Origin of the sequence: Streptomyces sp. WZ-12 (assembly GCF_028898845.1) — a bacterium.
Taxonomy (GTDB): Bacteria; Actinomycetota; Actinomycetes; order Streptomycetales; family Streptomycetaceae; genus Streptomyces.
Map to the genome: position 1 here is coordinate 6,872,066 of NZ_CP118574.1, position 26,346 is coordinate 6,898,411.

Consider the following 26,346-nt stretch of genomic DNA (forward strand, 5'->3'; position numbering starts at 1 on the left):
GGGGCGCCGCGGGGTATTCGGCCAGGGCGGGCGCGAAGTGCCGCTGGCGGCCACGAAACTACCGGCGCTAGTTTGGACGGTGTCCCCCTAGGAAGTGCCCCGGGGCGCCCCTAGGGTGGCCGACCACCGTTCCCAGCCGGCCCGGGAGGACCGCGACGTGAAGCACCACGAGGCGTTGTTCATCGACGGAGACTGGCGGCCCGCCGCCGGCGGCGAGACCATCGAGGTCGTCAACCCGGCCGACGAACGGGTCATCGCCACCGTCCCCGCCGGCTCCGCGGCCGACGTGGACGCCGCGGTGCGGGCCGCCCGCGCGGCGCTGCCCACCTGGGCCGCCACCCCGCCCGCCGCCCGCGCCGACCTGCTGGCCGCGCTGCGCGACCAACTCGCCGACCGCGCCGAGGAGATCGCCCGGACGGTCACCGCCGAACTGGGCGCACCGCTGGCCTTCAGCCGCACCGTGCACGCCGGGCTCCCGATCACGGTCTGCGGCACCTACGCCGAACTCGCCCGCACCCACGCCTTCGAGGAGACCCTCGGCACCTCCACCGTGCTGCACGAACCGATCGGCGTGGTGGGCGCGATCACGCCGTGGAACTACCCGCTGCACCAGATCGTCGCCAAGGTCGCCCCGGCCCTGGCGGCGGGCTGCACCGTCGTCCTCAAGCCCGCCGAGGACACCCCGTTGGTGGCCCAGTTGTTCGTCGAGTGCGTCGCGGCGGCCGGCATACCGGCCGGCGTCGTCAACCTCGTCACCGGCCGCGGCCCGGTCGCCGGCCACGCCCTCGCCGCGCACGACGGCGTCGACCTGGTCTCCTTCACCGGCTCGACCGCGGTGGGGCGGACCATCGGCGCGCTCGCCGGCGGCGCGGTCAAGCGGGTGGCGCTGGAGCTCGGCGGCAAGTCCGCCAACGTGATCCTGCCCGGCGCCGACCTCGGCCGGGCGGTGGCGGTCGGCGTCGCCAACGTCATGGCCAACTCCGGCCAGACGTGCAGCGCCTGGACCCGGATGCTGGTCCACCGCGACCAGTACGACGAGGCGGTGGAGCTGGCCGCGACCGCGGCCGCCAAGTACGTCCCCGGCGAGCGGATCGGCCCGCTGGTCAGCGCCCGCCAGCGGGACCAGGTGGTCGGCTACCTCGAACGCGGCGTCGCCGAGGGCGCCCGGCCCGTCATCGGCGGCCCGCGGACGCCCGAGGGGCCCGGCTTCCACGTCCACCCCACCGTCTTCGCCGACGTCACCCCGGAGATGACGATCGCCCAGGAGGAGATCTTCGGCCCGGTCCTGTCGATCCTGCGCTACGAGGACGAGGACGACGCCGTGCGGATCGCCAACGGCACCGTCTACGGACTGGCCGGCGCGGTCTGGGCGGCCGACGACGCCACGGCGGTCGCCTTCGCCCGCCGCCTGGACACCGGCCAGGTCGACATCAACGGCGGCCGCTTCAACCCGCTGGCCCCGTTCGGCGGTTACAAGAAGTCCGGGACCGGCCGCGAGCTGGGGCCGCACGGCCTGGCCGAGTACCTCCAGACCAAGTCCCTTCAGTTCTGAGCGGTTTCGAGCAGCTCTCACCCGGTCCGGGGCCGCATGACCGTCATGTTCCGCCCGCCCCGCGTCGCCCCGCCCGCCCGTCCCGTCGTCGCCCGAGGAGTCCCCGTGGTCCGCGCCGCCGTTCTGCCCGCCGTCAACGCCCCGTTGGAGGTCACCGAGATCGAGCTGCCCGCGCCGGGCCCGGGGCAGGTCCGGGTCCGGCTCGCCGCCGCCGGAGTCTGCCACTCCGACCTGTCGCTGTCCAACGGGACGCTGCGCCAGCCCGCGCCCGCGGTGCTCGGCCACGAGGGCGCCGGCACCGTCACCGCGGTGGGGCCGGAGGTGACCGGGGTCGCCCCCGGCGACCCGGTGGTCCTCAACTGGGCGCCGTCCTGCGGCGACTGCCACTTCTGCGGGGTGGCCGAGCCGTGGCTGTGCGCACACGCCGGGCGGGCCGCCGGCGCCCCCTACGCCACCCTCGGCGCCGACGGCAGCGCGCTCTACCCGGGCCTGGGCACCGCCGCGTTCGCCGAGGAGACCCTGGTACCGGCGCGCGCCGCGCTACCGCTGCCGGCCGGGGTGCCGTTGGTGGACGCGGCGCTGCTCGGCTGCGCGGTGCTCACCGGCTGGGGCGCGATCCACCACAGCGCCCGGGTGCGGGCGGGGGAGTCGGTGGTGGTCTACGGCGTCGGCGGGGTGGGCCTGGCGACCCTCCAGGCGGCGCGGATCGCCGGGGCCGGCCCGATCGTGGCGGTGGACGTCTCCCCGGCGAAGGAGGAGTTGGCCCGCGCGGCCGGTGCCACCGACTTCCTGGTCGCCGACGGCCCGGCGTTCTTCGAGAAGGAGGGCGCCCGGCGGGTCCGGGCCCTCACCGGCGGCGTGGGCGCCGATGTCGCGGTGGAGTGCGTGGGGCGGGCGGAGACCATCCGCGCGGCCTGGTCCGCCACCCGCCGCGGCGGCCGGACGACGGTGGTGGGCATCGGCGGCAAGGACCAGCAGGTCGCCTTCTCCGCCCTGGAGTTGTTCCACTTCGGCCGGACGCTGGCCGGCTGCGTCTACGGCAACAGCGATCCGGCCCGGGACCTGCCGGTGATCGCCGAGCACGTCCGCTCCGGGGCGCTGGACCTCTCCGGGCTGATCACCGAACGGATCGGACTGGACGGCATCCCGGCCGCGTTCGAGGCGATGCTCGCCGGGAAGGGCGGCCGGGCGCTGGTCGTCTTCTGAGGCCGGGCCGGGCGTCCGGCGCGCGCCGGGCCGGGCGCCCGGCGCGTCAGCCGGCGGCCCGGCGCAGCCGGGGGAAGGCCGGCGCGGCCGCCAGGAACACCAGCGCCACCAGCACGAACGGCCAGGTGAAGGCGTGCCCGCCGGACGGTGCGAAGAGCGCGCCGAGGGCCGGGCTGAGCACGGTGGAGGCGACCGCGCCGACCATCGCGTACCCCACGCTCCAGGCGTCGGTGACCAGGAAGACCCCGCCCAACGCCATGGCGACCAGCACCGCGTCGTAGCCCATCAGGCCCTGCCGCACCTGGTCGGCGGGGGCGCCGAGCGCCCAGGACGTGGCGATGGACATGGCGCTGCCGGCGCAGGCCAGCAGGCCCAGGCGGCGGTCGGCCAGGAAGATGCCGATCAGGAAGATGAGGCCGACGTACCACTGCGGCATCAGGAAGATCTCGCCGATGTTGGTGAAGAAGGCGTGCCAGAGGTCGGTGAGGCTGAGCGCGGTCGGCCCGGACGCCGTCCTGGGCAGCGCGGCGAGATCGTCGGTCAGGTGCCAGACGCGCTGGAAGCCGGGCGCGGCGACGGTCAGCGCGCTGGCCGTCAGGCAGAACGGCAGGGTGAGGGTGGGCAGGTCCCAGGTCCCCAACACCCGTGCGGCGGCCGCCGTGACGACGGTCACGGCCGCGCTGGCGGCCACCGCGATCAGCAGCGTGGAGAGGTGGTCGGCGTCGAGGAAGACCGCACAGGCGACGCCGACCAGGCAGGCGTTGAAGCCCTCCAGCCCGACCGCGATCCGGCCGCGGTCCACGCCCAGCAGCCGCGCGGTGCCGGTGCCGACGGCCGCGCCGAGCAGCCCGTAGAGGCCGTACTGCCAGCCCGCGGCGAACAGCGCCACGGAGAACACCAACCCGGCCAGGGCGCTGGGCAGGAAGTCGACCTGTGCCTGGCCGCGCAGCACCGCCGCGAGTCCTCTCCCCCAGCGGGTCGTCGACACGTCGAAGCTCTTCGCAACCGGCCCGCCCTCGGCCGTGCTGGGTTGGCGCATTTCCGCCTCCGCAGGACACACATCGTCCCTGCCCGCCAGGGACTGGTGCACTGTACATGCGTTTCCTGAAATCGCCTCAGCCAGGTGCCAGTTCGGGGTGGTGCAGGCCCAGGCCGTCCACCAGCGCCAGCAGCCCGGCCTCGAACGCGCCCTCGTCCACCCGGCGTTGGTGCTCGGCCAGCAAGTGCGCCTGGCCCAGGTGCGGATAGGCGGCCGGGTCGTAGGCCCCGGGGTCGTCCACGAAGCCGCGGGCGAACGAGCCGAGAGCCGAGCCGGCGACGAAGTACCGCACCATCGCGCACACCTTGGTGGCCAGGGCCGGAGGCCAGCCGGCCTCGACCATGCCGCCGAACGCCGCGTCGGCCATCTTCAGCCCGGCCGGCCGGCGGCCCGGGCCCTGGGCCAGGAACGGCACGATGTGCGGATGGGCGGCCAGCGCCGCGCGGTAGGAGCGGGCCCAGTCCAGCAGGCCGGCCCGCCAGTCGGCGCCGGTGGCCAGGGTGGAGACGTCGACTTGGGCGATGACGGTGTCGGCCACCGCGTCGAGGATCTCGTCCTTGGTGGTGAAGTGGTTGTAGAGGGAGGGGCCGCTCACCCCCAACTCCGCCGCCAGCCGCCGGGTGGAGAGCGCCGCCAGCCCCTCCGCGTCGATCAGCGCCAGCGCGGTGGTGACGATGCGCTCGCGGCTCAGCAGGGGCTTGCGGGGTCGGGCCATGCCGCACATAGTAGGGGCTGCCGACAAGAAACTAGCAGTGCTAATTAATGCGCCCCGTGCGCTCCCGTTCCCGTCGACAAGGGGCCCGAGATGAACCTGGAGCTCACTGAAGAGCAGACCGCGGTGCGCCGGCTCGCCGCGGACTTCACCGCCCGCGAGATCGCCCCGCACGCCAGGGACTGGGACCGCGCCGAACGCGTCGACCCGGGCATCGTCCGCAAGCTCGGCGACCTCGGCTTCCTGGGGCTGACCCTCCCCGAGGAGTACGGCGGCTCCGGCGGCGACCACCTCGCCTACGCCCTGGTCACCGAGGAGTTGGGGCGCGGCGACTCCGCGGTCCGCGGCATCGTCTCGGTCTCGCTCGGGCTGGTCGCCAAGACCCTCGCGGCCTGGGGCGATGAGGAGCAGAAGCGCGCCTGGCTGCCCCGGCTCGCCGCGGGCGAGGCGCTCGGCTGCTTCGGCCTCACCGAGCCCGGCACCGGTTCCGACGCCGCCGCCCTGACCACCCGCGCGGTGCGGGCCGGAGGGGGCGCCTCCCGTTCGGGCGGAGCCGGGAGCGGGGGAGACTGGATCATCGACGGCGGCAAGATGTTCATCACCAACGGCACCGTGGCGGACGTCGTCCTGCTCTTCGCCCGGACCGGCGGCCCCGGCCACAAGGGGATCAGCGCCTTCCTGATACCCACCGACACCCCGGGCCTGACCCGCCGCCCGATCCACGGCAAGCTGGGGCTGCGCGGCCAGGCCACCGCCGAACTCGTCCTGGAGGGCGTGCGGGTGCCGGCCGCCGCCCTGCTCGGCCCCGAGGGCAAGGGCTTCTCGGTCGCGATGTCCGCGTTGGCCAAGGGGCGGATGTCGGTCGCCGCCGGCTGCGTCGGCATCGCCCAGGCCGCGCTGGACGCCGCCCTCGAATACGCCGGCCAGCGCGAGCAGTTCGGCGCCCCGATCGCCGGCCGGCAGCTCGTCCAGGAGCTGATCAGCGACATCGCGGTGGACGTGGACGCGGCGCGGCTGCTGACCTGGCGGGTGGCCGACCTGATCGACCGCGGCGAACCGTTCGCCACCGAGGCGTCCAAGGCGAAGCTGTTCGCCTCCGAGGCGGCGGTGCGCGCCGCGGGCAACGCCCTCCAGGTCTTCGGCGGTTACGGCTACATCGACGAGTACCCGGTCGGCAAACTGCTGCGGGACGCCCGGGTGATGACCCTCTACGAGGGCACCAGCCAGATCCAGAAGCTGCTCATCGGCCGCGCGCTGACCGGGGTCTCCGCCTTCTAGTGCCCGTCCGCCGGGTCCGCTGGGGGCCGCGGTGCCCGCATCGTGATGACGACGGTCCCGGAGGCGAGGTCTATCGGCCCGTCACCGGCGTCCCCGTCGCCGACGTCGTCCACCACCAGCGACATCCGTTGCCGCTCCTCGTCGGCGCGCTTACGGCCGGGTGCGAACAGCTCTTCCACGACGTTGAACACGGCGCCCCCTTCGGCGTGATCCGCTCGGACCGACCCGTCCCCCGGCGTCAAGTGTAAGCAGGCGCCCGAAAAGGGACCGGCTCACCGCGGGCCGGAGGATCCGGTCAACTCCCGCGCGGGCCGGACCGCCCCGACGCCGCCCCGCCCCAAGAACCCCGGTCCCGCCCGACCCCTAAGCGCTTGCTCAGCGGCGCGGTATGGTGGACGGCCGAGCAGCGGAAGGCCCCTGGCGGGCCTGGCGGATCGAGGAACGGGGAGCGGCGATGGGTGCGGCCGAGCGGGCGGCGGAGGCGGGCGACGAGTGGTCCGGGGTGACCCCGGACGCCGCGCGGCGACTGGTCGGCGCCGCCGTCCGGGCGTTCGCCGAGCGCGGCTACCACGCCACCACCACCCGCGACATCGCCGGCCGCGCCGGGATGAGCCCGGCCGCCCTCTACATCCACTACAAGACCAAGGAGGAGCTGCTCTACCGCATCAGCGGCATCGGCCACGAGAAGGCGCTGCACATCATGGCCGCGGCCGCCGAGGCCCCGGGCAGCGCCACCGACCGGCTCCGCGACGCGGTGCGCACCTTCGCCCGCTGGCACGCCGAGCACCACACCACCGCCCGGGTCATCCAGTACGAGCTCCAGGCGCTCAGCGAGGAGCACTACGCCGAGGTCGCCGGGCTGCGCCGGCGCACCGACCGGCTGCTCCGCCAGATCATCCAGGACGGCGCGGACAGCGGGGAGTTCTCCGTGGACGACGTCCCCGGCACCACCCTGGCCGTGCTGTCGCTCTGCGTGGACGTCGCGCGCTGGTTCTCCGCGGCGGGCCCGCGCACGCCCGACGAGGTCGGCGCGCTCTACGCCGACCTCGTGCTGCGGATGGTGGGCGGGCCCGCCTGACCGCCGCCCCGGCTCCCCGGGCTACAGGTGGAAGCGGCTGACCGACTCCGCCACGCAGACCGGCTTCTCGCCGCCCTCCCGCTCGACCGTCACCACCGTGGTGAGCTGCACCCCGCCGGTCACCTCGGCGACCTCCGCGACCGTGGCCCGGGCGCGCAGCCGCGAGCCGACCGGGACCGGGGCCGGGAAACGCACCTTGTTGGTGCCGTAGTTGATGCCCATCTTCACGTTGTCCACCCGCAGCAACTGCGGGACGAGGACCGGCAGCAGCGACAGCGTGAGGTAGCCGTGCGCGATGGTGGTGCCGAACGGGCCGGCCGCGGCCTTCTCCTGATCGACATGGATCCACTGGTGGTCGCCGGTGGCGTCCGCGAACAGATCGATCCGCCGCTGGTCGATCTCCAGCCAGTCGCTGGGGCCCAGCTCCTCGCCGACCGCCGCGCGCAGCTCCTCCACCGACCCGAACACCCGGGGCTCAGTCATTCGTCGTCCGCCTCCTCGGCCTCAGCAGCATTTCTAAGCGCTTGCTCAGCATGCGAGGGCGGCTGCCCGCTGTCAACGCCCCGCCACGGACCGCCCCGGGGCCGGCCGCACGAGGTCGTAGGGTTGACGGCGTGCCCCAGATCCCGTTCAAGGTCCATGAGCTCTCCGTCGGCCAGCTCTCCGCACGCAGCGGCGCGGCCGTCTCGGCCCTGCACTTCTACGAGTCCAAGGGGCTGATCAGCAGCACCCGCACCGCCGGCAACCAGCGCCGCTACACCCGCGAGACGCTGCGCCGGGTCGCGTTCGTCCGGGCCGCCCAACGGGTCGGCATCCCGCTCGCGGTGATCCGGGACGCGCTGGCGGAGCTGCCGGACGAGCGGACCCCCAACCGCGAGGACTGGGCTCGGCTCTCCGAGGTCTGGCGCACCGAGCTCGACGAGCGGATCAAGCAACTCGTCGAGCTGCGCGACCACTTGACCGACTGCATCGGCTGCGGCTGCCTCTCGCTGTCGCGCTGCGCGCTGTCCAACCCCGACGACAACCTCGGCGAACAGGGCCCGGGCGCCCGCCGGTTGCGGGTGGACCGGCGCGCCACGGACCCGGCGCCGGAGCAGCGCGCCGACACCGGGACGTGCCGCCCCGACGGGCGCGGCTAGGGCGCTTCTGGCGGATCTCCGCGGCGTCGCGGCGCCGCCCCGACGGGCACGCCCGCGCCCTCCGGCCGACCGGTCACCACACGGGCGGCTTGCGGTGTGCCCACGGGCGGGCCGCCTCCAACTGGGCGGAGAGCGCGATCAGGGTGGCCTCGTCGCCGTAGCGGCCGCCCAGCATGACGCCGATCGGTAGCCCCTGCTCGTTCCAGTGCAGCGGGACGCTGACCGCGGGCTGGCCGGTGGCGTTGTAGAAGGCGGTGAACGGCGTGAAGCGGCCGACCGCGGCGAACTCGGCCTGCGGATCGGCGTCGTTGCGCAGCCCGCCGACCGGCGCCGGTGGCGCGGCCAGGGTGGGGGAGAGGATCACGTCGTAGCCGGTGCCCGGCGACAGCAGGTCGTCGGTGAGGGTCTGCGCCAGCCTCCGGAAGGCGTAGAGGGCGCCGGCGAAGGCGGTGCCGGAGACCTCCCGGCCGCGGGCCCGCAGATGGCGGGAGAGCGGCATCAGCAGCTCCTCGCCGCCCGGCGGGACGGGCCGGTTGGCGGCCATCACCGACCAGACCCGGGTGAAGGCGTGCAGGATCTCGTCGTCCGCCGGGAGGGTCAACTCCTCGGTGTGGTGGCCGAGTTTGCCGAGCAGGGCGACGGTCTTGGCGACCGCGGTGCGGCAGTCGGGGTGCACCGCGGTGTCCGGGAGCGGGGCCTGGGTGAGCACCCCGATCCGCAGCCGTCCCGGGTCCCGGCGGGCCTGGTCGGCGAAGGTCTCGCCGGGCGGCAGCGGGGGCGCGGTGTACGGGTCGCCGGGCCGGGTGCCGGCCATCGCGTCCAGCAGCGCGGCCGCGTCGGCGACCGTGCGGGCCAGCGGGCCCGAGGTGCTCAGGCCCGTCACGTCGTGCAGCAGCGGGCCGCCGCTGATCCGGCCGCGGCTGGGCTTGATGCCGTAGAGCCCGCACGAGGACGCCGGGATGCGGATCGAGCCGCCGCCGTCGCTGGCGTGCGCGACCGGCGCCAGGCCGCCGGCGACCGCCGCGGCCGCGCCGCCGCTGGAGCCGCCAGCCGAGCGCTCCGGGTCCCAGGGGGTGCGGGCGGGCGGGGCGAGCCGGTTCTCGGTGTAGCAAGGCAGGCCGAATTCGGGGGTGTTGGTCTTGCCCAGCATGACGGTGCCGGCCCGACGCAGCGCGGTGACGACGTGGTCGTCGGTGTCCGGGACATGGTCGGCCAGGGCGGCCGAGCCCATCGTGCAGCGCACCCCGGCGACCCGGGTGAGGTCCTTCACGGGCACCGGGACGCCGTGCAGCGGCGGCAGCGCGCGGTCCTCGCGGCGAGCCGCGGTGGCCTCGGCCTCGGCCCTGGCGGCCTGCTCGCGGGCGAGCTCCGGGGTGCGGGTGAGGAAGGCGCCCAGGGTGTCGTCCAGCCGCTCGATCCGCGCGAGGTAGTGCTCGGTGAGCTCGACCGGGGACAGCTCCCCCGACCGGATCCTCGCGGCCTGTTCGAGCGCGGTCAGGTCGTGCAGTTCGGCCATGGACGGCCACCCTCTCGTCGGTGCCGGCGCGGCCCGGGTGCCGCATCGGCGGAACGGGCCGGCGCCGGGCGGTCCGCCGGCGATCGGCCCCTGAACAGTTGTGTCAGCTTCCCGGCCGCCCCGTAAAGGCCGTCCGTGCGCGGGACGGCCAGCCACGGCCAGACGACGATCACGAGGGCGGCGCGGCGGGGTTCACCGGTCGGTCCCTTCCGCGCCGGCCGTCACCGGCGGCGCCGACGGGCCGGCGGCCCCTCGGGCGCGGGGGCTCGTGGCGCCCGGGAGCGACGGGGCGGATCGGCTCATGGGCGACGAACCCCACCACCAACAGGCCGACCCTGAGGGCGAAGTGGGGAAGTGAGGTGGCGCGGAGCGCCGGGCCGCGGAGGCCGGCGGACGATCCGTGCGCCCGCAACGGCGTTGACGACCGGCGGACCGAGGGCACCGTTGGCGGACCGGGTGGCGGACCGGGCGGGGGCAGACGGTGAGCCGCCGGCCGTGGGGCGCGCCGACCTGTGAGGCGCCGAACAGATTGCACAAACAGGTTGGTACGGGGGCGAATCCGCCCTCATTGAAGGGGCGGACACGCGTCGCGCGGCCGATCAACAATGGCCGGGAAGCATCGCCCGTCACCGCGATCGGCGCCTGCGCGCATACGACAGGGCGCCGGCGCCGGGGTGGCGGCGGCCGACGCGCTTCCGGTCGATCGCGCCGGAGCGCCGCCCCAACGCCCCTTTGGCGACGGCCTGAACACGCGCCAGCCCCACGCCTGGCCCAAGGCGAGGTGGACGGCGGGGGCGGCGGGCGTCACGCGCCGGCGGCCCCGTCCCGCCAGGCGTGACGGCGCGGGGGTGACCGAGGGCGGGCGTGCGGCGGAGCGGGCCGTGCCGGGCGGTCAGGCGGCCGGGAGGGGACCCGTCAACGCGAGGGCGTGGCGTATCAGTTCGGCGTTGTCGGGCGCCGGTGAGCCGTCCGGCAGGGCGAGGGCGTCCTCGATGCCGATCCGGCTGGCCAGACCCAGCTCGGCGGCCAGTCGCAGCACCGGCCAGGCGCCGCCGTTCTGGCCGTGCAGCAACACCGGGCGGCCGTGCGGTATTTCGGCCAGCTCGGCGAGGAGCCGACGGGCCGTGCGGGGCGCGGAGTGGGGGTCGGTGTCGTCGATGACCTCGGCCAGCACCCGCAGCACGCGCGGGGCCAGCGGGGAGGCGGCGAAGCGGGCGGCGGCCGCCGTGCCGGCCCAGATGCCCGCCTCGACGCCGACGCCGCGCGCCAGCAGCGCGGCGGCGACCGCATCGGCGCCCGGCTCGTGCCAGTTGACCGAGGCATGGTCGGGAAGGACCGTCCAGGAGGCGATCCGCTCGGCCCGGCGCTCGGGGTCCGGCTCGGCCCAGGCGCCGGTCGTCACGCCCACCGGCACGTCCACCGCCTCCCGTATCGCCTCAAGGACCGGGCCGACCACCCGCGGCGAGAGGGAGTCCTGCCCGCACGGGGTCTTGGGGTGGACGTGGACGTCCTGGGCGCCGGCCGCGACCGCCCGCCGCGCCGACTGGGCGAGCGCGGCCGGCGACAGCGGCACCGCACCAGAATCGGCCGCCGTCCGGGGGCCGTTGAGACACACCTGCAGCATCTGGAGCATGGTTTCGATGATGGCAGGCGGGTCTGACACTCCGCGGTGGGAGGGGGGTGCGGTGCCGCGCGGAGCGGGGGTCAGGCCGCCGCGAAGGCCCGCCCGCCGGCCAGGGCGGCGGCGGTGTGCAGCGCCTCGGGGGTCAGGACGGACGCCGGGGCGAGCGCCCCGCAGTCCCGGCAGGCCGGGCCGTTCGCCGGGCAGCCGTCCTGGCCGGGGACCCACGCGAAGCCGGTGCCGCCGCAGACCGGGCAGTCGTGGCGCGGGGTGCCCGCCTCCATCGCCGCGATCATGCGGCGCAGCACCTCGGAGAGGCGGGCCGCCGGGTGCCGCTGCGGGGACGCGCAGGGCACGATGTCGCAGCCGCCCCAGGTGCGGCGGTGCCAGTCGTCGAGGGCGCTGGGCTGGCGGATGCCCTCGTGCTTCTCGCGGCGGCGGCGGGCCGCGAACTCCTGCTCGTAGGCGAGCCAGAGGGCGCGTGCCTCCTCCAGCTCGGCGAGCGCGGCCATCAGCCGCGCCGGATCCGGATCGCGGTCCTGTGTGGTGAACCCGGCCCGGGTGCACAGGTGGTGCCAGGTGGCGCGGTGCCCGTAAGGGGCGAAGCGCTCAAGGCACTTGCGCAGTGCGGTGCGTCGCCGAACGGTGGCGAGGCGCGGATTGCGGACCTGTTCTGCGAGGGCTCTGAAACTGGCCATGATGCTTCCACCTCCGAGGAGGATCCCGACTGGACACGGAATGGACGTAACCGGCCGCCACCCGGATCCATCGAATTCTCTTGCGGTTTTGGGTGGCGATGTGCCGGGGTGTCCGGCCCCAACCTCCTGCCCACGGTGGGGAATACGAAAAGGTGACTGTTGTTCATCTTCCGGTAACGAGTAACCGACGGTAACGTCCGGCGCAGCCTCCCCGAGCTCGTGGCGAGCAGGGACCTCTTCGAGGAGCAGGAATGCGACGACGTACCGGAAGGCTCAGGACCGCCGCCACGGCAGCCCTGTTCGCCTTGGGTGCCACGTTCTTGGCACCGCCCCCCACCGCGGCCGCGGCCGCACCGCAGACTTCCGAGGACTACTGTCAGGGCCAGTGCGCGGACATCCTCCCGCCGGGCGCGACGGGCAACGCCACCCTGGTGCAGATCCTCGGCAACAAGCTGTTCGGCACCCATCCCCCGCACACCACCGACCAGATCGCCCCCTACAACGCCCTGGCCGGCGGCTACCGTTCGCTCACCGACGCCACCCTCACCGACTTCTACAACGACGCCTCCTTCGGTGTCCCGAAGGACCAGGTCGGCTCGGTGAGCACACCGCGCCCCGACGTCACCATCACCCGCGACAAGAAGACCGGCGTCCCGCACATCAAGGGCACCACCCGCTACGGCACCGAGTACGGCGCCGGCTACGCCGCGGGCCAGGACCGGCTGTGGCTGATGGACCTCTTCCGCCACATCGGGCGCGGCGAGTTGACCTCGTTCGCCGGCGGCGCCCCCGCCAACCAGGGCCTGGAGCAACAGTTCTGGCCCTCCGCCCCGTACACCGAGGCCGACCTCCAGGCGCAGGTCGACGCCATCCGGGACGACAACGGCGCCCGTGGCAAACAGGCCATGGCCGACGCCCAGGCGTACGTGGACGGCATCAACGCCTACCGCGAACAGTCCAAGAAGGGCCGCTACTTCCCCGGTGAGTACGTCGTCACCGGTCACGTCGACGCGATCACCAACGCCGGCGAGATCCAGCCGTTCAAACTCACCGACCTGATAGCCCTGGCCTCCGTCGTCGGCGGCCTCTTCGGCAACGGCGGCGGGGGAGAGGTGCCGTCCGCCCTCGCCCTGCTCTCCGCCCAGCACAAGTACGGCCTGGAGAAGGGCACCGAGGTCTGGGAGTCCTTCCGCGAGCGGAACGACCCCGAGGCGGTCAAGACCCTGCACGACGGCCAGAGTTTCCCCTACGCCGTCAAGCCCGCCAAGGCCCGGGGCACCGCCCTGCCCGACCCCGGCAGCGTCACCCCCGAGCCGCTGGTCTTCGACCGCACCGGCGCCGCCGCCTCCAAGAGCGCCACCCCACCCCGGGACCCGGTCAAGGCACCGGAGAAGTACCGGAAGTTGGAGGGGCTCTTCAAGGACGGCGTGCTGCCCAAGGGGAGCTTCGACCCGACCCAGCACCGCGGCATGTCCAACGCCCTGCTGGTCTCCGGCAAGCACACCGCCAGCGGCCACCCGGTCGCCGTCTTCGGCCCGCAGACCGGCTACTTCGCGCCCCAACTGCTGATGCTCCAGGAGATCCAGGGGCCCGGCATCAGCGCCCGCGGCGCCTCGTTCGCCGGCGTCGGGATGTACGTCCAGCTCGGTCGCGGCCAGGACTACGCCTGGAGCGCCACCTCCGCCGGTCAGGACATCACCGACACCTACGCCCTGGACCTGTGCAACGCGGACGGCTCCACGCCCACCAAGGAGTCCATCTCGTACCGCTACCACGGCCGGTGCCTGCCGATGGAGAAGCTGGAGCGCACCACCTCCTGGAAGCCCACCATCGCCGACCCCACCGCGGCCGGCTCCTACCGGATGCAGGTCTTCCGCACCAAGTACGGCATCGTCACCCACCGCGCCACCGTCGACGGCAAGCCCGTCGCCTACGCCGCGCTGCGCTCCACCTACCGCCACGAGGCCGACTCCATCATCGGCTTCCAGATGCTCAACGACCCCTCCTACGTCCGCGACGCCAAGAGCTTCCAGCGGGCCGCCGCGCACATCGGATACGCCTTCAACTGGTTCTACGCCGACTCCCGCGACATCGCGTACTACAACAGCGGCCTCAACCCCGTCCGCAACCCTGACGTCGACCCCGCGCTGCCCGTCCGGGCCGAACCGGCCTACGAGTGGAAGGACTTCGACCCCGCCACCAACACCACCGCCTACACCCCGCCGGCCCAGCACCCGCAGTCGATCGACCAGGACTACTACGTCTCCTGGAACAACAAGCAGGCCAAGGATTACGACTCGGCCGGCTTCGGCAACGGCTCGGTGCACCGCGCCAACCTCCTGGACGACCGGGTCCGCGCGCTCACCAAGGACGGCGGCGTCACCCGCGCCGCCCTGACCCGGGCGATGGCCGACGCCGCCCTCACCGACCTGCGCGGCGAGGACGTCCTGCCCGACCTGCTGCGGGTCCTGGGCAGCAAGCCGATCGCCGACCCCGCGCTGCGCACCGCGGTGCAGCGGCTGGACGCCTGGCGCAGGGACGGCGCCCAGCGCCGCGAGACCACCCCCGGCTCGGGCACCTACGCCCACGCCGACGCCGTCCAACTGATGGACGCCTGGTGGCCGCTGATGGTCAAGGGCGTCTTCCAACCGGGCCTGGGCGCCGACCTGTACGGCGCACTGGGCGCCAACCTCGCCATCGACGAGTCCCCGTCGGCCGGCCACGGCCCCACCGGGGCGCACGCCGGTTCGGCCTTCCAGTACGGCTGGTGGTCCTACGTGGACAAGGACCTGCGCGCGGTGCTCGGCGACCGGGTCCAGGGGCCGCTCGCCGCCCGCTACTGCGGCAACGGCGACCTGTCCGCCTGCCGGGACACCCTGCTGGCCACCCTCCAACAGGCCAACGCCAAAACCGCCGCCCAGGTCTACCCGGGCGACGACAACTGCAAGGCCGGCGACCAGTGGTGCGCCGACGCCATCGTCCACCGCGCGGTGGGCGGCCTCACCCACGCCAAGATGACCTGGCAGAACCGCCCCACCTATCAGCAGGTGGTGGAATTCCCCGCCCATAGGTAGGCGCGGGTAAGGGCCCGGCCCCGGGGTGTTCGCACCCCGGGGCCGCGCCAATTCCCCTCCGTTTTCCGTGGATTAAGCGGAGACCGCCCCGGTCGGCTGTGGCACCGCCGCATTCCGCTTCCGTTCCTTGCGCTGCGCGGCATAACGCCCGGCCGGCGGCAACCAGGCGAGCACCACGGCGGCCAGCGCGGCCGCCGGCGCGAGCAGCGTCGGCACCAGGAGCGCGGTCGGCGCGTGGTCGCACCAGACGAGGGCGTGCATCGGCGCCGCCAGCACCGCGCAGACGGTCACCAACACCCGCGCCCAGACGGCGCCCTGCCCGGCGTACAGGCCGAAGACCAGCAGGCACAGCCCGAGGACCGCGGCCAGTACGCCGCGGGCCAGCAACGTGCTGGAGCGGTCGTCCACCAGCCCGTCCCACAGGGGGCCGGACATCGCCCTGAACGCGGCGGGCGTCGTGCCGACGCGCAGCCCGACCTCTTCCGGGGCGTCCCGGATGAGCTGCTCGATGTTCTCGGCCGCGAGGCCGCGGCCCCGGGTGAGGACGACGAGCGCGCCGGCGAAAGCGGCCAGCGCCGATGCCACCGAGCAGGCCACGGCGGCGACGAGGGTACCGGGCCGCCTAAGGGCGGCCTGGGAATGACTCACGAGCGTAACTCCCCCTGTGAAGAACGTTGTTGCGTGGTTCGGGATTGCCCCGACCATTCCACGGGTACCGCTAACGCATCCAGCATCTTCCGGAAGAAATCCGCAGATAATCCCCGGTGATCTCCGGAGCAGTTTTCGGGTGCGGCTATGCTGCTCATTCCTGAATTCGGGGGAAGGGAAAGCGAGTAGGGCCATGGTCGTGTCCGGTCCGCAGCCACATCCGATTCCGCAGCAGTACCCGTCGGGGCTGCTCGACACCACGATGGACCAGTTGCGCACGCTGATCACGGTGCACGAGACGGGCACTGCGCTGGCGGCCGCCCGCCGGCTGGGCCGTGAGCAATCCAGCGTGCAGAAGCAACTCGACACCATGAACCGCACGTTCGCGGCGCTGTGCGGCGAGGAACTGGTCCGCAAACAGGGCCGCGGCCGGGACGCCCTGTTCACCGCCACCGGCGAGGCGCTGGTCGATCTCGCCCGGCACACCCTCGGCGCCTGGACCGAGGGCGTCCACGACGCCCGCCGCCGGCTCGGCCGCACGCTCTCCGTCGGCACCACCCGCTACACCCTCGGCTTCCTCCTGGACGCCGTGGAGTACGTCAGCGAGGACTTCGACCGCGAGGGCGTCGACCTGAAGATCACCCACGTCCGCACCGGCGACCTCTTCACCAAGCTCCGCTCCAAGGAACTGGACCTGGTCTGCGGCAGCGTCGTGGTCACCGAGGGCGAGGAGGCCGCCCAACTCGCCCCGTTCGAGGTGCTGGAGTGGCGGCGCACCGGACTGGCCCTGCTGACCAACCTCCCGCCGGAACGGCTGCCAGGTGGCACCGTGCACGCCCGCGACCTGCCGCGGCTGCCGTTGGTGGTCTCCACCGGCGGGCTGATCGGCCGCTTCCTGACCGCCTGGTACGGCAGTGACTACCGCCAGCGGCTGACCGTCGCGGCCGAGATCGAGGCCGCGCACTACGGCTTCGAGTTGCTGCGCTCGGGCGTGGTCAGCGGCGCGATGCTGGTCACCCGGGGCCTGGGCGAGGCCGCGTCGGACGGGCACCTCCCGGAGGCCGACGGGCTGCGCACCCTGGAGGTCACCGGCGACGTCGGCCCTCGCACGGAGGTCCTGGTCGGCGTCTTCACCCGGCGCGGCGAACGGGCCTCCTACGGCCCCGAGCACCCCCTCAACCGGCTGTGGGAGGCGCTGTCCTGGGAGAGCGAGCGGTGGTGGCTGCGGCCCTGACCCTCCCCAACGGGCCGGCTCAGCCGAGCAGTTCCCGCTCCCGGGTCTCCGGCAGCGCCAGCACGCACCCCAGCGACACCAGCGCCATCGCGCTCACGTACCAGCCCACCGACGCCGAGCCGAACGCCGCCTGGAGCCGGGTGGCGACCAGCGGCGCGACCGCCCCGCCCAGCACCCCGCCGAGGTTGTAGGCGAGCGAGGCGCCCGAGTAGCGCACCGTGGCCCCGAACAGCTCCGGCAGATAGGCGCCCATCGGCCCGTAGACCACGCCCATGCAGAACAGCGCGCCGCCGATGCCCAGCGCGATCAGCACCGGCTGTCGGGTGTCCAGCAGCGGGAAGAGGGCCAGCCCCCACACCACCGCGAGCCCCGAGCCGCCCAGGACGAGCTTCCGGCGGCCCCATTCGTCGGAGCGGGTGGCCGCCAACCAGGTGCCCGCGGCCAGGAACAGGCAGGCGACCAGCGACAGGCCGAGCATGGTGGTGCGGGAGATGCCCAGGGTGCCGGTGGCGTAGGAGAGGCAGTAGGTCGTCGCGGTGTAGAACAGGCCGTAGGCGATCACCATCCCGCCGGCGCCCAGCAGGAGTTGGCGCGGATGGCGCCGCAACACGTCCAGCACCGGGACCCGGCTGGCCTCCTGCGCGTCCAACACCCGCGCGAAGACCGGCGTCTCGCTGATCTTCAGCCGGACGAACAGCCCCACCCCCACCAGCAGGAACGACAGCAGGAACGGCACCCGCCAGCCCCACGACCGGAACGCCGCGTCGCTCATCGCCTCCGACAGCAGCCAGAACACCCCGGTCGCCGCGAAGAACCCCACGGACGGCCCCAGTTGCGGGAACGCGGCGTACAGCCCGCGGCGGCCGCGCGGCGCGTGCTCGACCGCCAGCAGCGCCACCCCGCCCCACTCGCCGCCGAGCCCGATGCCCTGGAGGAAGCGCAGCAGGATCAGCAGCAAAGGGGCCCACAGGCCCAGCGTGCCGTAGCCGGGCAGCAGCCCGACGCACGCCGTGGACAGGCCCATCAGCAGCAGCGAGGCCACCAGGACCGACTTCCGGCCCACCCGGTCGCCGAAGTGCCCGAAGACCACCGAGCCCAGCGGCCGGGCGGCGAACGCCACCGCGTAGGTGGAGAACGACGCCAGGGTGGCGTTGACCGGGTCGAGGGTCGGGAAGAACGCCGTGTTGAGAACCAGGGCGGCGGCGGTCCCGTAGATGTAGAAGTCGTAGAACTCGATGGCCGTCCCGATGAACGAGGCCACCGCCACCCGCCGCAGGCGCTCGCCGTCGGCCGGCTCCCCGGTCGGCTCGTCGGCCGCCTCCGCTGCTGCTGTCGCTTCTGTGTGCACCTGCGCACTCTCACGGTCGGTGTTCAGGGCAGTCAAGGGACACAACGGCCCGTCCCGGATGCCGAGATGGGGCGCCGGCCCCCGCCTACCGGTACCGCAGATACCGCTCCCGCACCGCCCGGAAGCGCGCCAGCTCCGCCCGCCACGCCCCCACCACCTCGTCCGCGCCGGCGCCCGCGTCGATCATCGTGCGGACGGTGGCGGTGCCCGCCAGGTGGTCGAAGTGGTCGGCGAGCCAGGCGAAGTGCGGCCAGAGCCGCTTGGCGGTGACCAGCAGGCCGACGCCGGTCCGCACCGGGTCGAAGGCGGCCCGGTCGTGGACGTGCAGTTGCAGCCCGCCGACCGTCTTGCCCTGGAACTTGGAGAAGGTCGGCACGAAGTACGCCTCCCGGAAGTGCACACCGGGCAGGTCGAGTTCGCCCGCGGCCTGAGCCCACCGGCGGTCCAGGCCCTCAGCGCCGAGGAGTTCGAAGGGCCGGGTGGTGCCCCGGCCCTCGGAGAGGTTGGTGCCCTCGAACAGGCCGGTGCCGGCGTAGGCCAGCGCGGTGTCGGGGGTGGGCATGTTGGGGCTGGGCGGCACCCAGGGCAGCCCGGTCGCGTCGAAGAAGTCCGCGCGCCGCCAGCCGGTCATCGCGACCGTCGCCAGCTCCACCGGCCGCCCGGCGGCCCGCGGCACGAACTCGCCGTTGAACAGCCGCGCCAGCTCCGTCACCGTCATCCCGTGCGCCTGCGCGATCGGCTCCCGGCCGACGAACGAGGCGAAGCGCCGGTCCAGGACCGGGCCGGTCGCGGCCCGCCCGGTCACCGGGTTGGGACGGTCCAGCACCACGAACCGCAGGCCCGCCACGGCGGCCGCCACCATGCAGTCGTAGAGCGTCCAGATGTAGGTGTAGAAGCGGGCACCGACGTCCTGGATGTCGAACAGGACGGTGTCCACGCCGGATTGGGCGAAGATGCCGGTCAGCTCGCGGACGGTCTTGTCGTAGGTGTCGTAGACCGTCAGGCCGGTGGCCGGGTCCCGGTAACGCCCCTCGGAGCCGCCGGCCTGCGCGGTGCCCCGGAAGCCGTGCTCCGGGCCGAAGACCGCGGTGAGGCGGACCCGGGAGTCGGCGTGCATCACGTCCACGATGTGCCGCACGTCGTGGGTGACGCCGGTGGGGTTGGTGACGATGCCGACCCGCTCGCCGTCCAACAGGCGGTAGCCGTCCGCGGCCAGGTGGTCGAAGCCGGTGCGCACCCGCAGGACGCCCACCCGCGGCGCGGCCTGCGCCGGGTCCGCGCCGACCGCCGCCGCCCCGCCCGCCGCCAAGTGCCCCAACAGAACACGTCTCGACAGAGCCATCCGCACACCTCTCGTGATCGGTCGCCGACCGGATACGTGTCGTGCGCACGCTAACGCCCACCGGCCCGGTGCGGAACGCGCCCGGCCGCACCGGACCGGTGCGTCCCCTGCCCGACGGCCGAACACCGGTGGTTCCGCGTCGAAAAGGAGTCTTCCGCTCGGACATACCGACTGGTTAGTCTGCCCCTGCCGGTGACCCGGTGAAGTCAGGCGACCGAGGGAGACGCAGCGTGGCAGCCGTACGGGACAAGGGCGTTGTCGTGACCGGAGCGGGCGGGGGGATCGGCGCCGCACTGGCCCGCCGGTTCGTCGCCGAGGGCGCCCGGGTCGTGGTCAACGACCTGGACGAGGCCAAGGCCCGTAAGACCGCCGAGGAGATCGGGGCGCTCGCCGTCCCCGGGGACGCCTCCGCCGTCGTCGGCCCGGCCCGCGAGGCGCTCGGCGGCACCATCGACGTCTTCTGCGCCAACGCCGGCGTCGGCACCGGCGGCGGCCCCGAAGCCCCCGAGGACGACTGGGCGTTGGCCTGGGACGTCAACGTCATGGCGCACGTCCGGGCGGCCCGCGAGCTGCTCCCGGAGTGGCTGGCGCGCGGCAGCGGCCGGTTCGTCTCCACGGTCTCCGCCGCCGGCCTGCTCACCATGGTCGCCGCGGCCCCCTACAGCGTCACCAAGCACGGCGCCTACGCCTTCGCCGAGTGGCTGTCGCTGACCTACCGCCACCGCGGCATCGAGGTGCACGCCATCTGCCCGCAGGGCGTGCGCACCGACCTGCTCGCCGCCACCGGGGCCGCCGGCGACCTCGTGCTGACCCCGACCGCCATCGAACCGGACGCCGTCGCCGACGCCCTCTTCGCGGCCATGGACGCCGGCCGCTTCCTGGTCCTGCCGCACCCCGAGGTCGCCGACTACTACACCACCCGGTCCACCGACCCGGACCGCTGGCTGACCGGCATGAACCACCTCCAACAGAAGCTGGAGGCGCGCGCCGAGGAGGCCCGGTGACCACCTACCAGGACAAGCCGTGGCTGGCCCAACTCACCGACGCCCAACGGGCCCCCGTCCAGGCGCCGCCCTCCGCCCTGCACGCCTTCCGGGCCGCGGTCCGCCGCGCCCCCGACCGCACCGCGCTCGCCTACTTCGACGGCCGCCTCACCTACGCCGAGACCGACGCGCTCTCCGACGGCCTCGCCGGCCACCTCGCCGCCCGCGGCCTGCGCCCTGGCGACCGCGCCGTGGTGATGCTCCAGAACACCCCGCACTACGTGCTCGCCGTGCTCGCCGTCTGGAAGGCCGGCGGCGTGGTCGTCCCGGTCAACCCCATGTACAAGGCGGCCGAGACCCGGCACGTCCTGGATGACGCCGAGGTCACCGCGGTGATCTGCGCGGACCGCACCTGGGCGGCGTTCCTGCGGGCCACCGCCGCCGAGGCGCCGTCCGTCACCGTCGCGCTGACCGCGGACGAGCGCGGCCTGCAGACCCGCGGCGACCCCCGGGTGCTGCCCACCGAACCGGCCGGCCCCCAGAAGGGCGCCGACGACCTGCTCACCGCGGCCCGCGCCGGCGCCCCGGCCCCCGCCGTCCCCGCACCGGCCGCCACCGACATCGCGCTCATCAGCTACACCTCCGGCACCAGCGGCACCCCCAAGGGCGCCACCAACACCCACGGCAACATCAGTCACAACGCCGAACGGCAGCGCACCGGCCTCGAACTCCCCGAAGGCTCCGCCTACTTCGCGCTCGCCCCGCTCTTCCACATCACCGGCATGGTCTGCGAACTGGCCGCCTGCCTGGCCGGCGCCGGCACCCTCGCGCTGGCCTACCGCTTCGAGGCCGGCACCGTCCTGGACGCCTTCCGGGAGCACCGCCCGGCCTTCACCGTGGGCCCCTCCACCGCCTTCATGGCGCTCATGGCCCACCCGGACGCCACCCCCGAGCACTTCGCCTCCTTCCGGGTGCTCAGCTCCGGCGGCGCCCCGCTGCCGCCCGCCCTCGTCGAGACCTTCCGCACCGCCTTCGGCCGCTACCTCCACAACGGCTACGGCCTGACCGAGTGCACCGCCCCCTGCGCCTCCGTCCCGCCGGGGATGCGGGCGCCGGTCGACAAGACCTCCGGCACCCTCGCGGTCGGCGTCCCCGCCCCCGACACCGTCGTGCGGATCGTCGACGAGGCCGGCCGCGACCTGCCGTTCGGCGAACAGGGCGAGATCACCGTCCGCGGCCCCCAGGTGGTGCCCGGCTACTGGCGCCGCCCGGACGCCACCGCCGAGGCCATCCCGGGCGGCGAACTGCGCACCGGCGACATCGGGTTCATGGACCGCGACGGCTGGCTCTACGTCGTCGACCGCAAGAAGGACATGATCAACGCGTCCGGCTTCAAGGTGTGGCCGCGCGAGGTAGAGGACGTCCTCTACGGCCATCCCGCGGTGCGCGAGGCGGCCGTGGTCGGGGTGCCGGACGCCTACCGCGGGGAGACCGTCAAGGCGTACGTCAGCCTGCGCCCGGGCGCCTCCTGCGCCCCCGACGAGCTGACCGACTACTGCCGGGAACGGCTCGCCGCGTACAAATACCCCCGCGTGGTGGAGGTCCTGCCGGAGCTCCCCAAGACCACGAGTGGCAAGATCCTCCGACGGGAACTGCGCGGGCGCGGCTGACCGACGGCGGACGACGGACGGGCGTCCGGCGCGCAGGGCCGACGCAGTTGAGGAACGTTGAGGAACGGGTGAGGGCGATGGCCGGCAACAAGGGCGGCACCAGCGGTGGCAACGGCACGGCGAAGCCGGTGGCGCGGCGGCTGCTGGCCACCGCCACCCGGCTCTTCGCGGAGCAGGGCTACGACCGCACCTCCGTCCAGGAGATCGTGGACGCGGCGGGCGTCACCAAGGGCGCGCTGTACCACTACTTCGGCTCCAAGGAGGACCTGCTCCACGAGGTCTACGGGCGGGTGCTGCGACTCCAGCAGGAGCGGCTGGACCACTTCGCGGACGCCGACGCGCCGGTTGCGCAACGGCTGCGGGACGCCGCCGCGGACGTGGTGGTCACCACCCTCCAGAACCTCGACGACACCAAGATCTTCTTCCGCTCGATGCACCACCTGAGCCCGGAGAAGGACAAGCAGGTGCGGGCCGAACGGCGCCGCTACCACGAGCGGTTCCGCGCCCTGGTCGAAGAGGGCCAGCGCACCGGCGTCTTCACCGCGGACGTCCCCGCCGACCTGGTCGTCGACTACCACTTCGGCTCCGTCCACCACCTGGGCACCTGGTACCGCGAGGACGGCCCCCTCACCCCCCACCAGGTCGCCGACCACCTGGCCGACCTCCTGCTGCGCGCCCTGCGCCCTTAAGCGGGAATACCCCCACCCCCAGCCCCCGTTGTGGCCCCACAGGGGGCGCGCCCGACCCCTACGGGGACTGTTCGACCGCGCCCTACGGGTCCCGACGCTTCACCGACCGCGCCTCGTACGGCGTCGACGCAGGCGTCGAGACGGCACGACATCTCCTCCACTCTTCGTCGGCCGGCTCATCCACCCACGCGGTACCGGCCCTGAAGTCCCAGGGCCAGACGTCGAGTTGACGGTGCGGCTCCCGACGCCTGACGTGCCGGTTCCCCCCTTTAGCCACCTGCCAGCACCACCGCCTCCCGCCCATCAGCGCACCGCCTTCCCATGAGGGTGGTCACGCATCTCGACATTGCAGTCGGTCACCTTCGAGTGGTCCCCGGTCGCTCGCGCGCGCGAGCGCTGGCGGTCCAGCGCCCCACACACGTCGCACCCAGCAACGGGCCGAGGCTCAGGCTTCGCCGTAGGGTCCGACAGGTGGACGGGGCGGCCCAAGCCAGGCATCAGCACCCCACCTCCACGCCGTGATTCCAACGCGGCCCCGCCTCGACGCCGTACGACGACAGCCACAACGCCCGCCGCCGGGCACGCGGCAACCACCGCCCCTGGCGCTCCTCGGGGATGAGGACGTACGGACGGAGGAACGCCACGTCCTCACCCCGCAACGGCCCTTGTGCGGTGGGGAGGTGGGGGAGCGTGAGGGTGGGGGCGTCCGGTGTCGTTGGTGCGTCGACGGACCGATGACGCCCCCTGGCTGGTAGCAACCGACTCACCAGCGATCCGAAGATCGCTCGGATAGTGTGCAGCACCGTCGTCAACCTCCAAGCGGTTGATGGCCACGCCCCCGGACGTTCGCCCCGTCGCGGGGGTCTTTACGTGGCGTGGTCTTCAGCGGCCGGTGCATGACCGCGCCATCGGCCGCTTCTATCCCGTTCCGCGTACGGCAGTTGGGCGGGTCGGGGGTGCCAGAATGCTCCGGTCACATGCCTGTGTGCAACCTTTCATGCAGTGGTTTTTCAGCTAGTTGACGTGCATTGCAGTCGGCATCAAGTGATGCTTTCATTCAGGGCGCGGGAGTCTTTCACTTCGGCCGGAGGGGGTAGGTGTGGCTGAACCGGACGGTCCGACTGGATCAACAGTGCCAAGGCGACAACTAGGGCGAATCCTGGGCGAGTTACGCGAACGTGCAGGACTCAAGGTGAACGCGGCAGCCAAGCTGCTGGAGCGTTCGCCAACGACCATGTGGCGCGTGGAACAAGGGAAGGTCTCATCTCGCGCCGTCGAGGTGAAGGCCATGTGCGATCTTTACGGCGCATCACCAGCACTCACTGAGGCTCTTGTGGGGCTCGCACACGAAACGAAGGCAAAAGGGTGGTGGCACGCGTACGGGGACGCGATCCCCGAAGGTTTTGATCTCTACATCGGGTTGGAGGAGACAGCAACGCACCTTGACTGGTACGAACCGGAGTTGATCCCCGGTCTGCTCCAAACCGGCGAGTACGCCCACACGGTCATTCAAGACGACAACCCCGACGAAGAACCGGGTGAGATCGCTCGACGGGTTCACGTACGCATCAAGCGCCAGACACTTCTGACCCGAGTGACGCAGCCACCCACGCTCAACGTGGCCCTCAATGAAGCTGTATTGAGGCGTCCCGTCGGCGGGAACGACGTGATGGCGGGGCAACTTCGACACCTGGGGAAGGTGAGCCGCCTACCCACGGTGACCATCAAGGTAGTCCCGTTCAGCGCCGGCTTGCACCGAGGCGTCATGTCGGGTCAGTTCCAGATTCTCCGATTTCCGCTCACCGGTAATGGGAGAGAAACGGAACCCCCGACCGTCTACGCGGACGGCTACACGGGGGACCTCTACTTGGACAAGCCCCGAGAGGTTGAGCGCTATGACAGTGCGTTCAGCGACATCTGGGCCAAGGCAATGCCCGAAGAGGCGTCACGACGTCTGATTCTCGAAATGGCAGGAAACTATGAACAGGGCTGACCTGAACCGCGTTACGTGGCGAAAGTCCAGCTACAGCAATGGGCAATCTAGCTGCGTCGAAGTCTCCGATGACTTCCCTGAAACCGTCCCCGTCCGTGACAGTAAGGACCCACATGGCCCGGCGCTGACGTTCTCGGCCGGCGACTGGTCATCGTTCGTCACCGCCCTCAAGGGTGGAGCGTTCCACCGCTGAGGCCGCACGCTCAACGGCCACCCCCCCAACAGCATCACGGGGGGGGGTGGCCGTTCGCATGTCCGACAGGGCCAGGGCGGTTGGCGGGTGCAGCCCGTCTACTGATACCGCTTGATCTCCCGCCGTGCCAGCGACCGTTGGTGGACCTCGTCGGGGCCGTCGGCCAGCCGCAGCGTGCGGGCGCCGGCCCACAGTTCGGCCAGCGGGAAGTCCTGGCTGACCCCGCCGGCGCCGTGCAACTGCACCGCCTTGTCGAGGATGTCCACGACCGTGCGCGGGGTGGCGATCTTGATGGCCTGGATCTCGGTGTGCGCGCCCTTGTTGCCGACGGTGTCCATCAGCCACGCGGTCTTCAGCACCAGCAGCCGCAGTTGCTCCACCGCCACCCGGGCGTCCGCGATCCACTCCTGGACCACGCCCTGCGCGGCCAGCGGCTTCCCGAACGCGGTACGGGTCACCGCCCGCAGGCACATCAGCTCGATCGCCCGCTCGGCCATCCCGATCAGCCGCATGCAGTGGTGGATCCGGCCGGGCCCCAACCGCGCCTGCGCGATGGCGAAGCCGCCGCCCTCCTCGCCGATCAGGTTGCCCACCGGCACCCGGACGTCCTCGAAGACCACCTCCGCGTGCCCGCCGTGGTAGTGGTCCTCGTAGCCGTAGACCTGCATCGCGCGCTTGACCGTCAGGCCCGGGGTGTCCCGCGGCACCAGCACCATCGACTGCTGGCGGCGGATGTCCGGGCCGTCCGGAGCGGTCTTGCCCATCACGATGAAGATGCGGCACAGCGGGTTCATCGCCCCGGAGATGTACCACTTGCGGCCGTTGATGACGTACTCGTCGCCGTCCCGCTCGATCCGGGTCTCGATGTTGGTGGCGTCCGACGAGGCCACCTCCGGTTCGGTCATCGCGAACGCCGACCGGATCTCGCCCGCCAACAGCGGCTCCAGCCACCGCTTGCGCTGCTCGGGGGTGCCGAACTGCGCGAGCACCTCCATGTTGCCGGTGTCCGGCGCCGCGCAGTTCAGCGCGGTCGGTGCCAACTGGGGGCTGCGGCCGGTGAGTTCGGCCAGCGGAGCGTACTGGAGATTGGTCAGCCCCGCCCCGTGCTCCGCGTCGGGCAGGCTGTGCCGGTCTACGAAGAACAGGTTCCACAGTCCCTGCCGACGGGCCTCGGCCTTGAGCTCCTCCACCACCGGCGGGGTGTCCCACGGCGAGGCCAGCGCGGCCCGCTGCTCCTCGACGAGCGCCTCGGCCGGGTGGATGTGCTCGGCCATGAACGCCTCCAGCCGCGCCCGCAGTTCCTCGGTACGGGCGTCGAATGCGAAGTCCATCG

24 protein-coding genes are annotated in these 26,346 nt (G+C 73.0%); 12 read left to right on the forward strand and 12 right to left on the reverse strand.

Features of this window, described 5'->3' with window-relative positions; translation table 11 throughout:
- The first annotated feature begins 157 nt into the window (after positions 1 to 157).
- Together PV796_RS29805 and PV796_RS29810 are read left to right on the forward strand one after the other, a co-directional pair.
- The gene (locus tag PV796_RS29805) at positions 158 to 1,552 is read left to right on the forward strand and encodes an aldehyde dehydrogenase family protein (RefSeq protein WP_274916582.1); all 1,395 of its coding nucleotides are present in this window, start codon (positions 158 to 160) and stop codon (positions 1,550 to 1,552) included.
- A 105-nt stretch (positions 1,553 to 1,657) separates the two neighbouring features.
- Positions 1,658 to 2,758: a zinc-binding dehydrogenase gene (locus PV796_RS29810; RefSeq protein ID WP_274919299.1), complete on the forward strand. Its 1,101-nt coding sequence runs from the start codon at positions 1,658 to 1,660 to the stop codon at positions 2,756 to 2,758.
- Between the two features lie 46 nt (positions 2,759 to 2,804).
- Here the strand turns inward: PV796_RS29810 and PV796_RS29815 are convergent, their stop codons facing one another.
- Together PV796_RS29815 and PV796_RS29820 are read right to left on the reverse strand one after the other, a co-directional pair.
- A complete protein-coding gene (locus tag PV796_RS29815; RefSeq protein ID WP_274916583.1) occupies positions 2,805 to 3,797 on the reverse strand; it encodes an urea transporter in 993 nt (330 codons plus the stop codon).
- 76 nt (positions 3,798 to 3,873) lie between these two features.
- Positions 3,874 to 4,512 (reverse strand): TetR/AcrR family transcriptional regulator, encoded by a 639-nt coding sequence (locus PV796_RS29820; protein WP_274916584.1) that lies wholly within the window; start codon positions 4,510 to 4,512, stop codon positions 3,874 to 3,876.
- Positions 4,513 to 4,602: 90 nt separating this feature from the next.
- Here PV796_RS29820 and PV796_RS29825 point away from each other — a divergent pair, with 90 nt between their 5' ends.
- Positions 4,603 to 5,787, forward strand: coding sequence for an acyl-CoA dehydrogenase family protein (locus PV796_RS29825; protein ID WP_274916585.1), 1,185 nt, complete (start codon positions 4,603 to 4,605; stop codon positions 5,785 to 5,787).
- Here PV796_RS29825 and PV796_RS29830 read toward each other — a convergent pair.
- Positions 5,784 to 5,978 carry a DUF6191 domain-containing protein gene (locus PV796_RS29830; protein WP_274916586.1) on the reverse strand — a complete coding sequence of 65 codons (195 nt, stop codon included), beginning with the start codon at positions 5,976 to 5,978 and terminating at the stop codon, positions 5,784 to 5,786. The genes PV796_RS29825 and PV796_RS29830 overlap by 4 nt on opposite strands.
- A 263-nt stretch (positions 5,979 to 6,241) precedes the next feature.
- Between PV796_RS29830 and PV796_RS29835 the strand changes: the two genes are divergently transcribed.
- Positions 6,242 to 6,865 carry a TetR/AcrR family transcriptional regulator gene (locus PV796_RS29835; RefSeq protein ID WP_274919300.1) on the forward strand — a complete coding sequence of 208 codons (624 nt, stop codon included), beginning with the start codon at positions 6,242 to 6,244 and terminating at the stop codon, positions 6,863 to 6,865.
- A gap of 21 nt (positions 6,866 to 6,886) precedes the next feature.
- Here PV796_RS29835 and PV796_RS29840 read toward each other — a convergent pair whose 3' ends face one another.
- Positions 6,887 to 7,348: a MaoC family dehydratase gene (locus PV796_RS29840; RefSeq protein ID WP_274916587.1), complete on the reverse strand. Its 462-nt coding sequence runs from the start codon at positions 7,346 to 7,348 to the stop codon at positions 6,887 to 6,889.
- A gap of 131 nt (positions 7,349 to 7,479) precedes the next feature.
- Between PV796_RS29840 and soxR the strand changes: the two genes are divergently transcribed.
- Complete coding sequence (soxR, locus tag PV796_RS29845) at positions 7,480 to 8,004, forward strand: redox-sensitive transcriptional activator SoxR (RefSeq protein WP_274916590.1); 525 nt, start codon at positions 7,480 to 7,482, stop codon at positions 8,002 to 8,004.
- Positions 8,005 to 8,077: 73 nt separating this feature from the next.
- On the opposite strand, the gene PV796_RS29850 is transcribed toward soxR, so the two are convergent.
- The 3 genes from PV796_RS29850 to PV796_RS29860 all read right to left on the reverse strand — a co-directional run bounded on the left by PV796_RS29850 (position 8,078) and on the right by PV796_RS29860 (position 11,839).
- On the reverse strand, positions 8,078 to 9,520 hold the full coding sequence (locus PV796_RS29850) for an amidase (RefSeq protein ID WP_274916591.1): 1,443 nt from the start codon (positions 9,518 to 9,520) through the stop codon (positions 8,078 to 8,080).
- 892 nt (positions 9,521 to 10,412) lie between these two features.
- Positions 10,413 to 11,144: a 3-keto-5-aminohexanoate cleavage protein gene (locus PV796_RS29855; RefSeq protein WP_274919301.1), complete on the reverse strand. Its 732-nt coding sequence runs from the start codon at positions 11,142 to 11,144 to the stop codon at positions 10,413 to 10,415.
- Between the two features lie 80 nt (positions 11,145 to 11,224).
- Entirely contained in the window at positions 11,225 to 11,839 is a 615-nt protein-coding gene (locus PV796_RS29860) for a hypothetical protein (RefSeq protein ID WP_274916592.1), read from the reverse strand.
- Positions 11,840 to 12,090: 251 nt separating this feature from the next.
- Between PV796_RS29860 and PV796_RS29865 the strand changes: the two genes are divergently transcribed.
- Entirely contained in the window at positions 12,091 to 14,913 is a 2,823-nt protein-coding gene (locus PV796_RS29865; protein WP_274916593.1) for a penicillin acylase family protein, read from the forward strand.
- A gap of 72 nt (positions 14,914 to 14,985) precedes the next feature.
- On the opposite strand, the gene PV796_RS29870 is transcribed toward PV796_RS29865, so the two are convergent.
- Complete coding sequence (locus PV796_RS29870; protein ID WP_274916594.1) at positions 14,986 to 15,561, reverse strand: hypothetical protein; 576 nt, start codon at positions 15,559 to 15,561, stop codon at positions 14,986 to 14,988.
- A 193-nt stretch (positions 15,562 to 15,754) separates the two neighbouring features.
- Between PV796_RS29870 and PV796_RS29875 the strand changes: the two genes are divergently transcribed.
- Positions 15,755 to 16,795 (forward strand): LysR family transcriptional regulator, encoded by a 1,041-nt coding sequence (locus PV796_RS29875; RefSeq protein ID WP_274916595.1) that lies wholly within the window; start codon positions 15,755 to 15,757, stop codon positions 16,793 to 16,795.
- A 19-nt stretch (positions 16,796 to 16,814) separates the two neighbouring features.
- On the opposite strand, the gene PV796_RS29880 is transcribed toward PV796_RS29875, so the two are convergent.
- Both PV796_RS29880 and PV796_RS29885 read right to left on the reverse strand, forming a co-directional pair.
- Positions 16,815 to 18,143: an MFS transporter gene (locus PV796_RS29880; RefSeq protein WP_446750637.1), complete on the reverse strand. Its 1,329-nt coding sequence runs from the start codon at positions 18,141 to 18,143 to the stop codon at positions 16,815 to 16,817.
- Between the two features lie 85 nt (positions 18,144 to 18,228).
- Complete coding sequence (locus PV796_RS29885; RefSeq protein WP_274916597.1) at positions 18,229 to 19,485, reverse strand: exo-beta-N-acetylmuramidase NamZ family protein; 1,257 nt, start codon at positions 19,483 to 19,485, stop codon at positions 18,229 to 18,231.
- Positions 19,486 to 19,715: 230 nt separating this feature from the next.
- Here PV796_RS29885 and PV796_RS29890 point away from each other — a divergent pair, with 230 nt between their 5' ends.
- The 3 genes from PV796_RS29890 (at position 19,716) to PV796_RS29900 (ending at position 22,827) form a co-directional block, all read left to right on the forward strand.
- The gene (locus PV796_RS29890; protein ID WP_274916598.1) at positions 19,716 to 20,489 is read left to right on the forward strand and encodes an SDR family oxidoreductase; all 774 of its coding nucleotides are present in this window, start codon (positions 19,716 to 19,718) and stop codon (positions 20,487 to 20,489) included.
- Positions 20,486 to 22,138 (forward strand): class I adenylate-forming enzyme family protein, encoded by a 1,653-nt coding sequence (locus PV796_RS29895; protein WP_274916600.1) that lies wholly within the window; start codon positions 20,486 to 20,488, stop codon positions 22,136 to 22,138. The genes PV796_RS29890 and PV796_RS29895 overlap by 4 nt, the downstream gene beginning before the upstream one ends.
- Before the next feature lie 77 nt (positions 22,139 to 22,215).
- Entirely contained in the window at positions 22,216 to 22,827 is a 612-nt protein-coding gene (locus PV796_RS29900; RefSeq protein ID WP_274916601.1) for a TetR/AcrR family transcriptional regulator, read from the forward strand.
- A 497-nt stretch (positions 22,828 to 23,324) separates the two neighbouring features.
- Here the strand turns inward: PV796_RS29900 and PV796_RS29910 are convergent, their stop codons facing one another.
- On the reverse strand, positions 23,325 to 23,471 hold the full coding sequence (locus tag PV796_RS29910; protein WP_274916603.1) for a hypothetical protein: 147 nt from the start codon (positions 23,469 to 23,471) through the stop codon (positions 23,325 to 23,327).
- A gap of 488 nt (positions 23,472 to 23,959) precedes the next feature.
- Here PV796_RS29910 and PV796_RS29915 point away from each other — a divergent pair, with 488 nt between their 5' ends.
- The gene (locus tag PV796_RS29915; RefSeq protein WP_274919303.1) at positions 23,960 to 24,820 is read left to right on the forward strand and encodes a helix-turn-helix domain-containing protein; all 861 of its coding nucleotides are present in this window, start codon (positions 23,960 to 23,962) and stop codon (positions 24,818 to 24,820) included.
- On the forward strand, positions 24,807 to 25,013 hold the full coding sequence (locus PV796_RS29920; protein ID WP_274916604.1) for a DUF397 domain-containing protein: 207 nt from the start codon (positions 24,807 to 24,809) through the stop codon (positions 25,011 to 25,013). The genes PV796_RS29915 and PV796_RS29920 overlap by 14 nt, the downstream gene beginning before the upstream one ends.
- 98 nt (positions 25,014 to 25,111) lie before the next feature.
- On the opposite strand, the gene PV796_RS29925 is transcribed toward PV796_RS29920, so the two are convergent.
- Positions 25,112 to 26,344, reverse strand: coding sequence for an acyl-CoA dehydrogenase family protein (locus tag PV796_RS29925; RefSeq protein ID WP_274916605.1), 1,233 nt, complete (start codon positions 26,342 to 26,344; stop codon positions 25,112 to 25,114).
- Between the last annotated feature and the right edge of the window lie 2 nt (positions 26,345 to 26,346).

What these genes read in the sequence shown, in the direction of transcription:
- PV796_RS29860 (WP_274916592.1), bottom strand. Translation starts at nt 11,839, where the DNA reads ATGGCCAGTTTCAGAGCCCTCGCAGAACAGGTCCGCAATCCGCGCCTC.
- PV796_RS29885 (WP_274916597.1), bottom strand. Translation starts at nt 19,485, where the DNA reads ATGGCTCTGTCGAGACGTGTTCTGTTGGGGCACTTGGCGGCGGGCGGG.
- PV796_RS29900 (WP_274916601.1), top strand. Translation starts at nt 22,216, where the DNA reads ATGGCCGGCAACAAGGGCGGCACCAGCGGTGGCAACGGCACGGCGAAG.
- PV796_RS29925 (WP_274916605.1), bottom strand. Translation starts at nt 26,344, where the DNA reads ATGGACTTCGCATTCGACGCCCGTACCGAGGAACTGCGGGCGCGGCTG.
- PV796_RS29850 (WP_274916591.1), bottom strand. Translation starts at nt 9,520, where the DNA reads ATGGCCGAACTGCACGACCTGACCGCGCTCGAACAGGCCGCGAGGATC.
- PV796_RS29920 (WP_274916604.1), top strand. Translation starts at nt 24,807, where the DNA reads ATGAACAGGGCTGACCTGAACCGCGTTACGTGGCGAAAGTCCAGCTAC.
- PV796_RS29865 (WP_274916593.1), top strand. Translation starts at nt 12,091, where the DNA reads ATGCGACGACGTACCGGAAGGCTCAGGACCGCCGCCACGGCAGCCCTG.
- PV796_RS29820 (WP_274916584.1), bottom strand. Translation starts at nt 4,512, where the DNA reads ATGGCCCGACCCCGCAAGCCCCTGCTGAGCCGCGAGCGCATCGTCACC.
- PV796_RS29835 (WP_274919300.1), top strand. Translation starts at nt 6,242, where the DNA reads ATGGGTGCGGCCGAGCGGGCGGCGGAGGCGGGCGACGAGTGGTCCGGG.
- PV796_RS29855 (WP_274919301.1), bottom strand. Translation starts at nt 11,144, where the DNA reads ATGCTGCAGGTGTGTCTCAACGGCCCCCGGACGGCGGCCGATTCTGGT.
- PV796_RS29815 (WP_274916583.1), bottom strand. Translation starts at nt 3,797, where the DNA reads ATGCGCCAACCCAGCACGGCCGAGGGCGGGCCGGTTGCGAAGAGCTTC.
- PV796_RS29840 (WP_274916587.1), bottom strand. Translation starts at nt 7,348, where the DNA reads ATGACTGAGCCCCGGGTGTTCGGGTCGGTGGAGGAGCTGCGCGCGGCG.
- PV796_RS29875 (WP_274916595.1), top strand. Translation starts at nt 15,755, where the DNA reads ATGGTCGTGTCCGGTCCGCAGCCACATCCGATTCCGCAGCAGTACCCG.
- PV796_RS29825 (WP_274916585.1), top strand. Translation starts at nt 4,603, where the DNA reads ATGAACCTGGAGCTCACTGAAGAGCAGACCGCGGTGCGCCGGCTCGCC.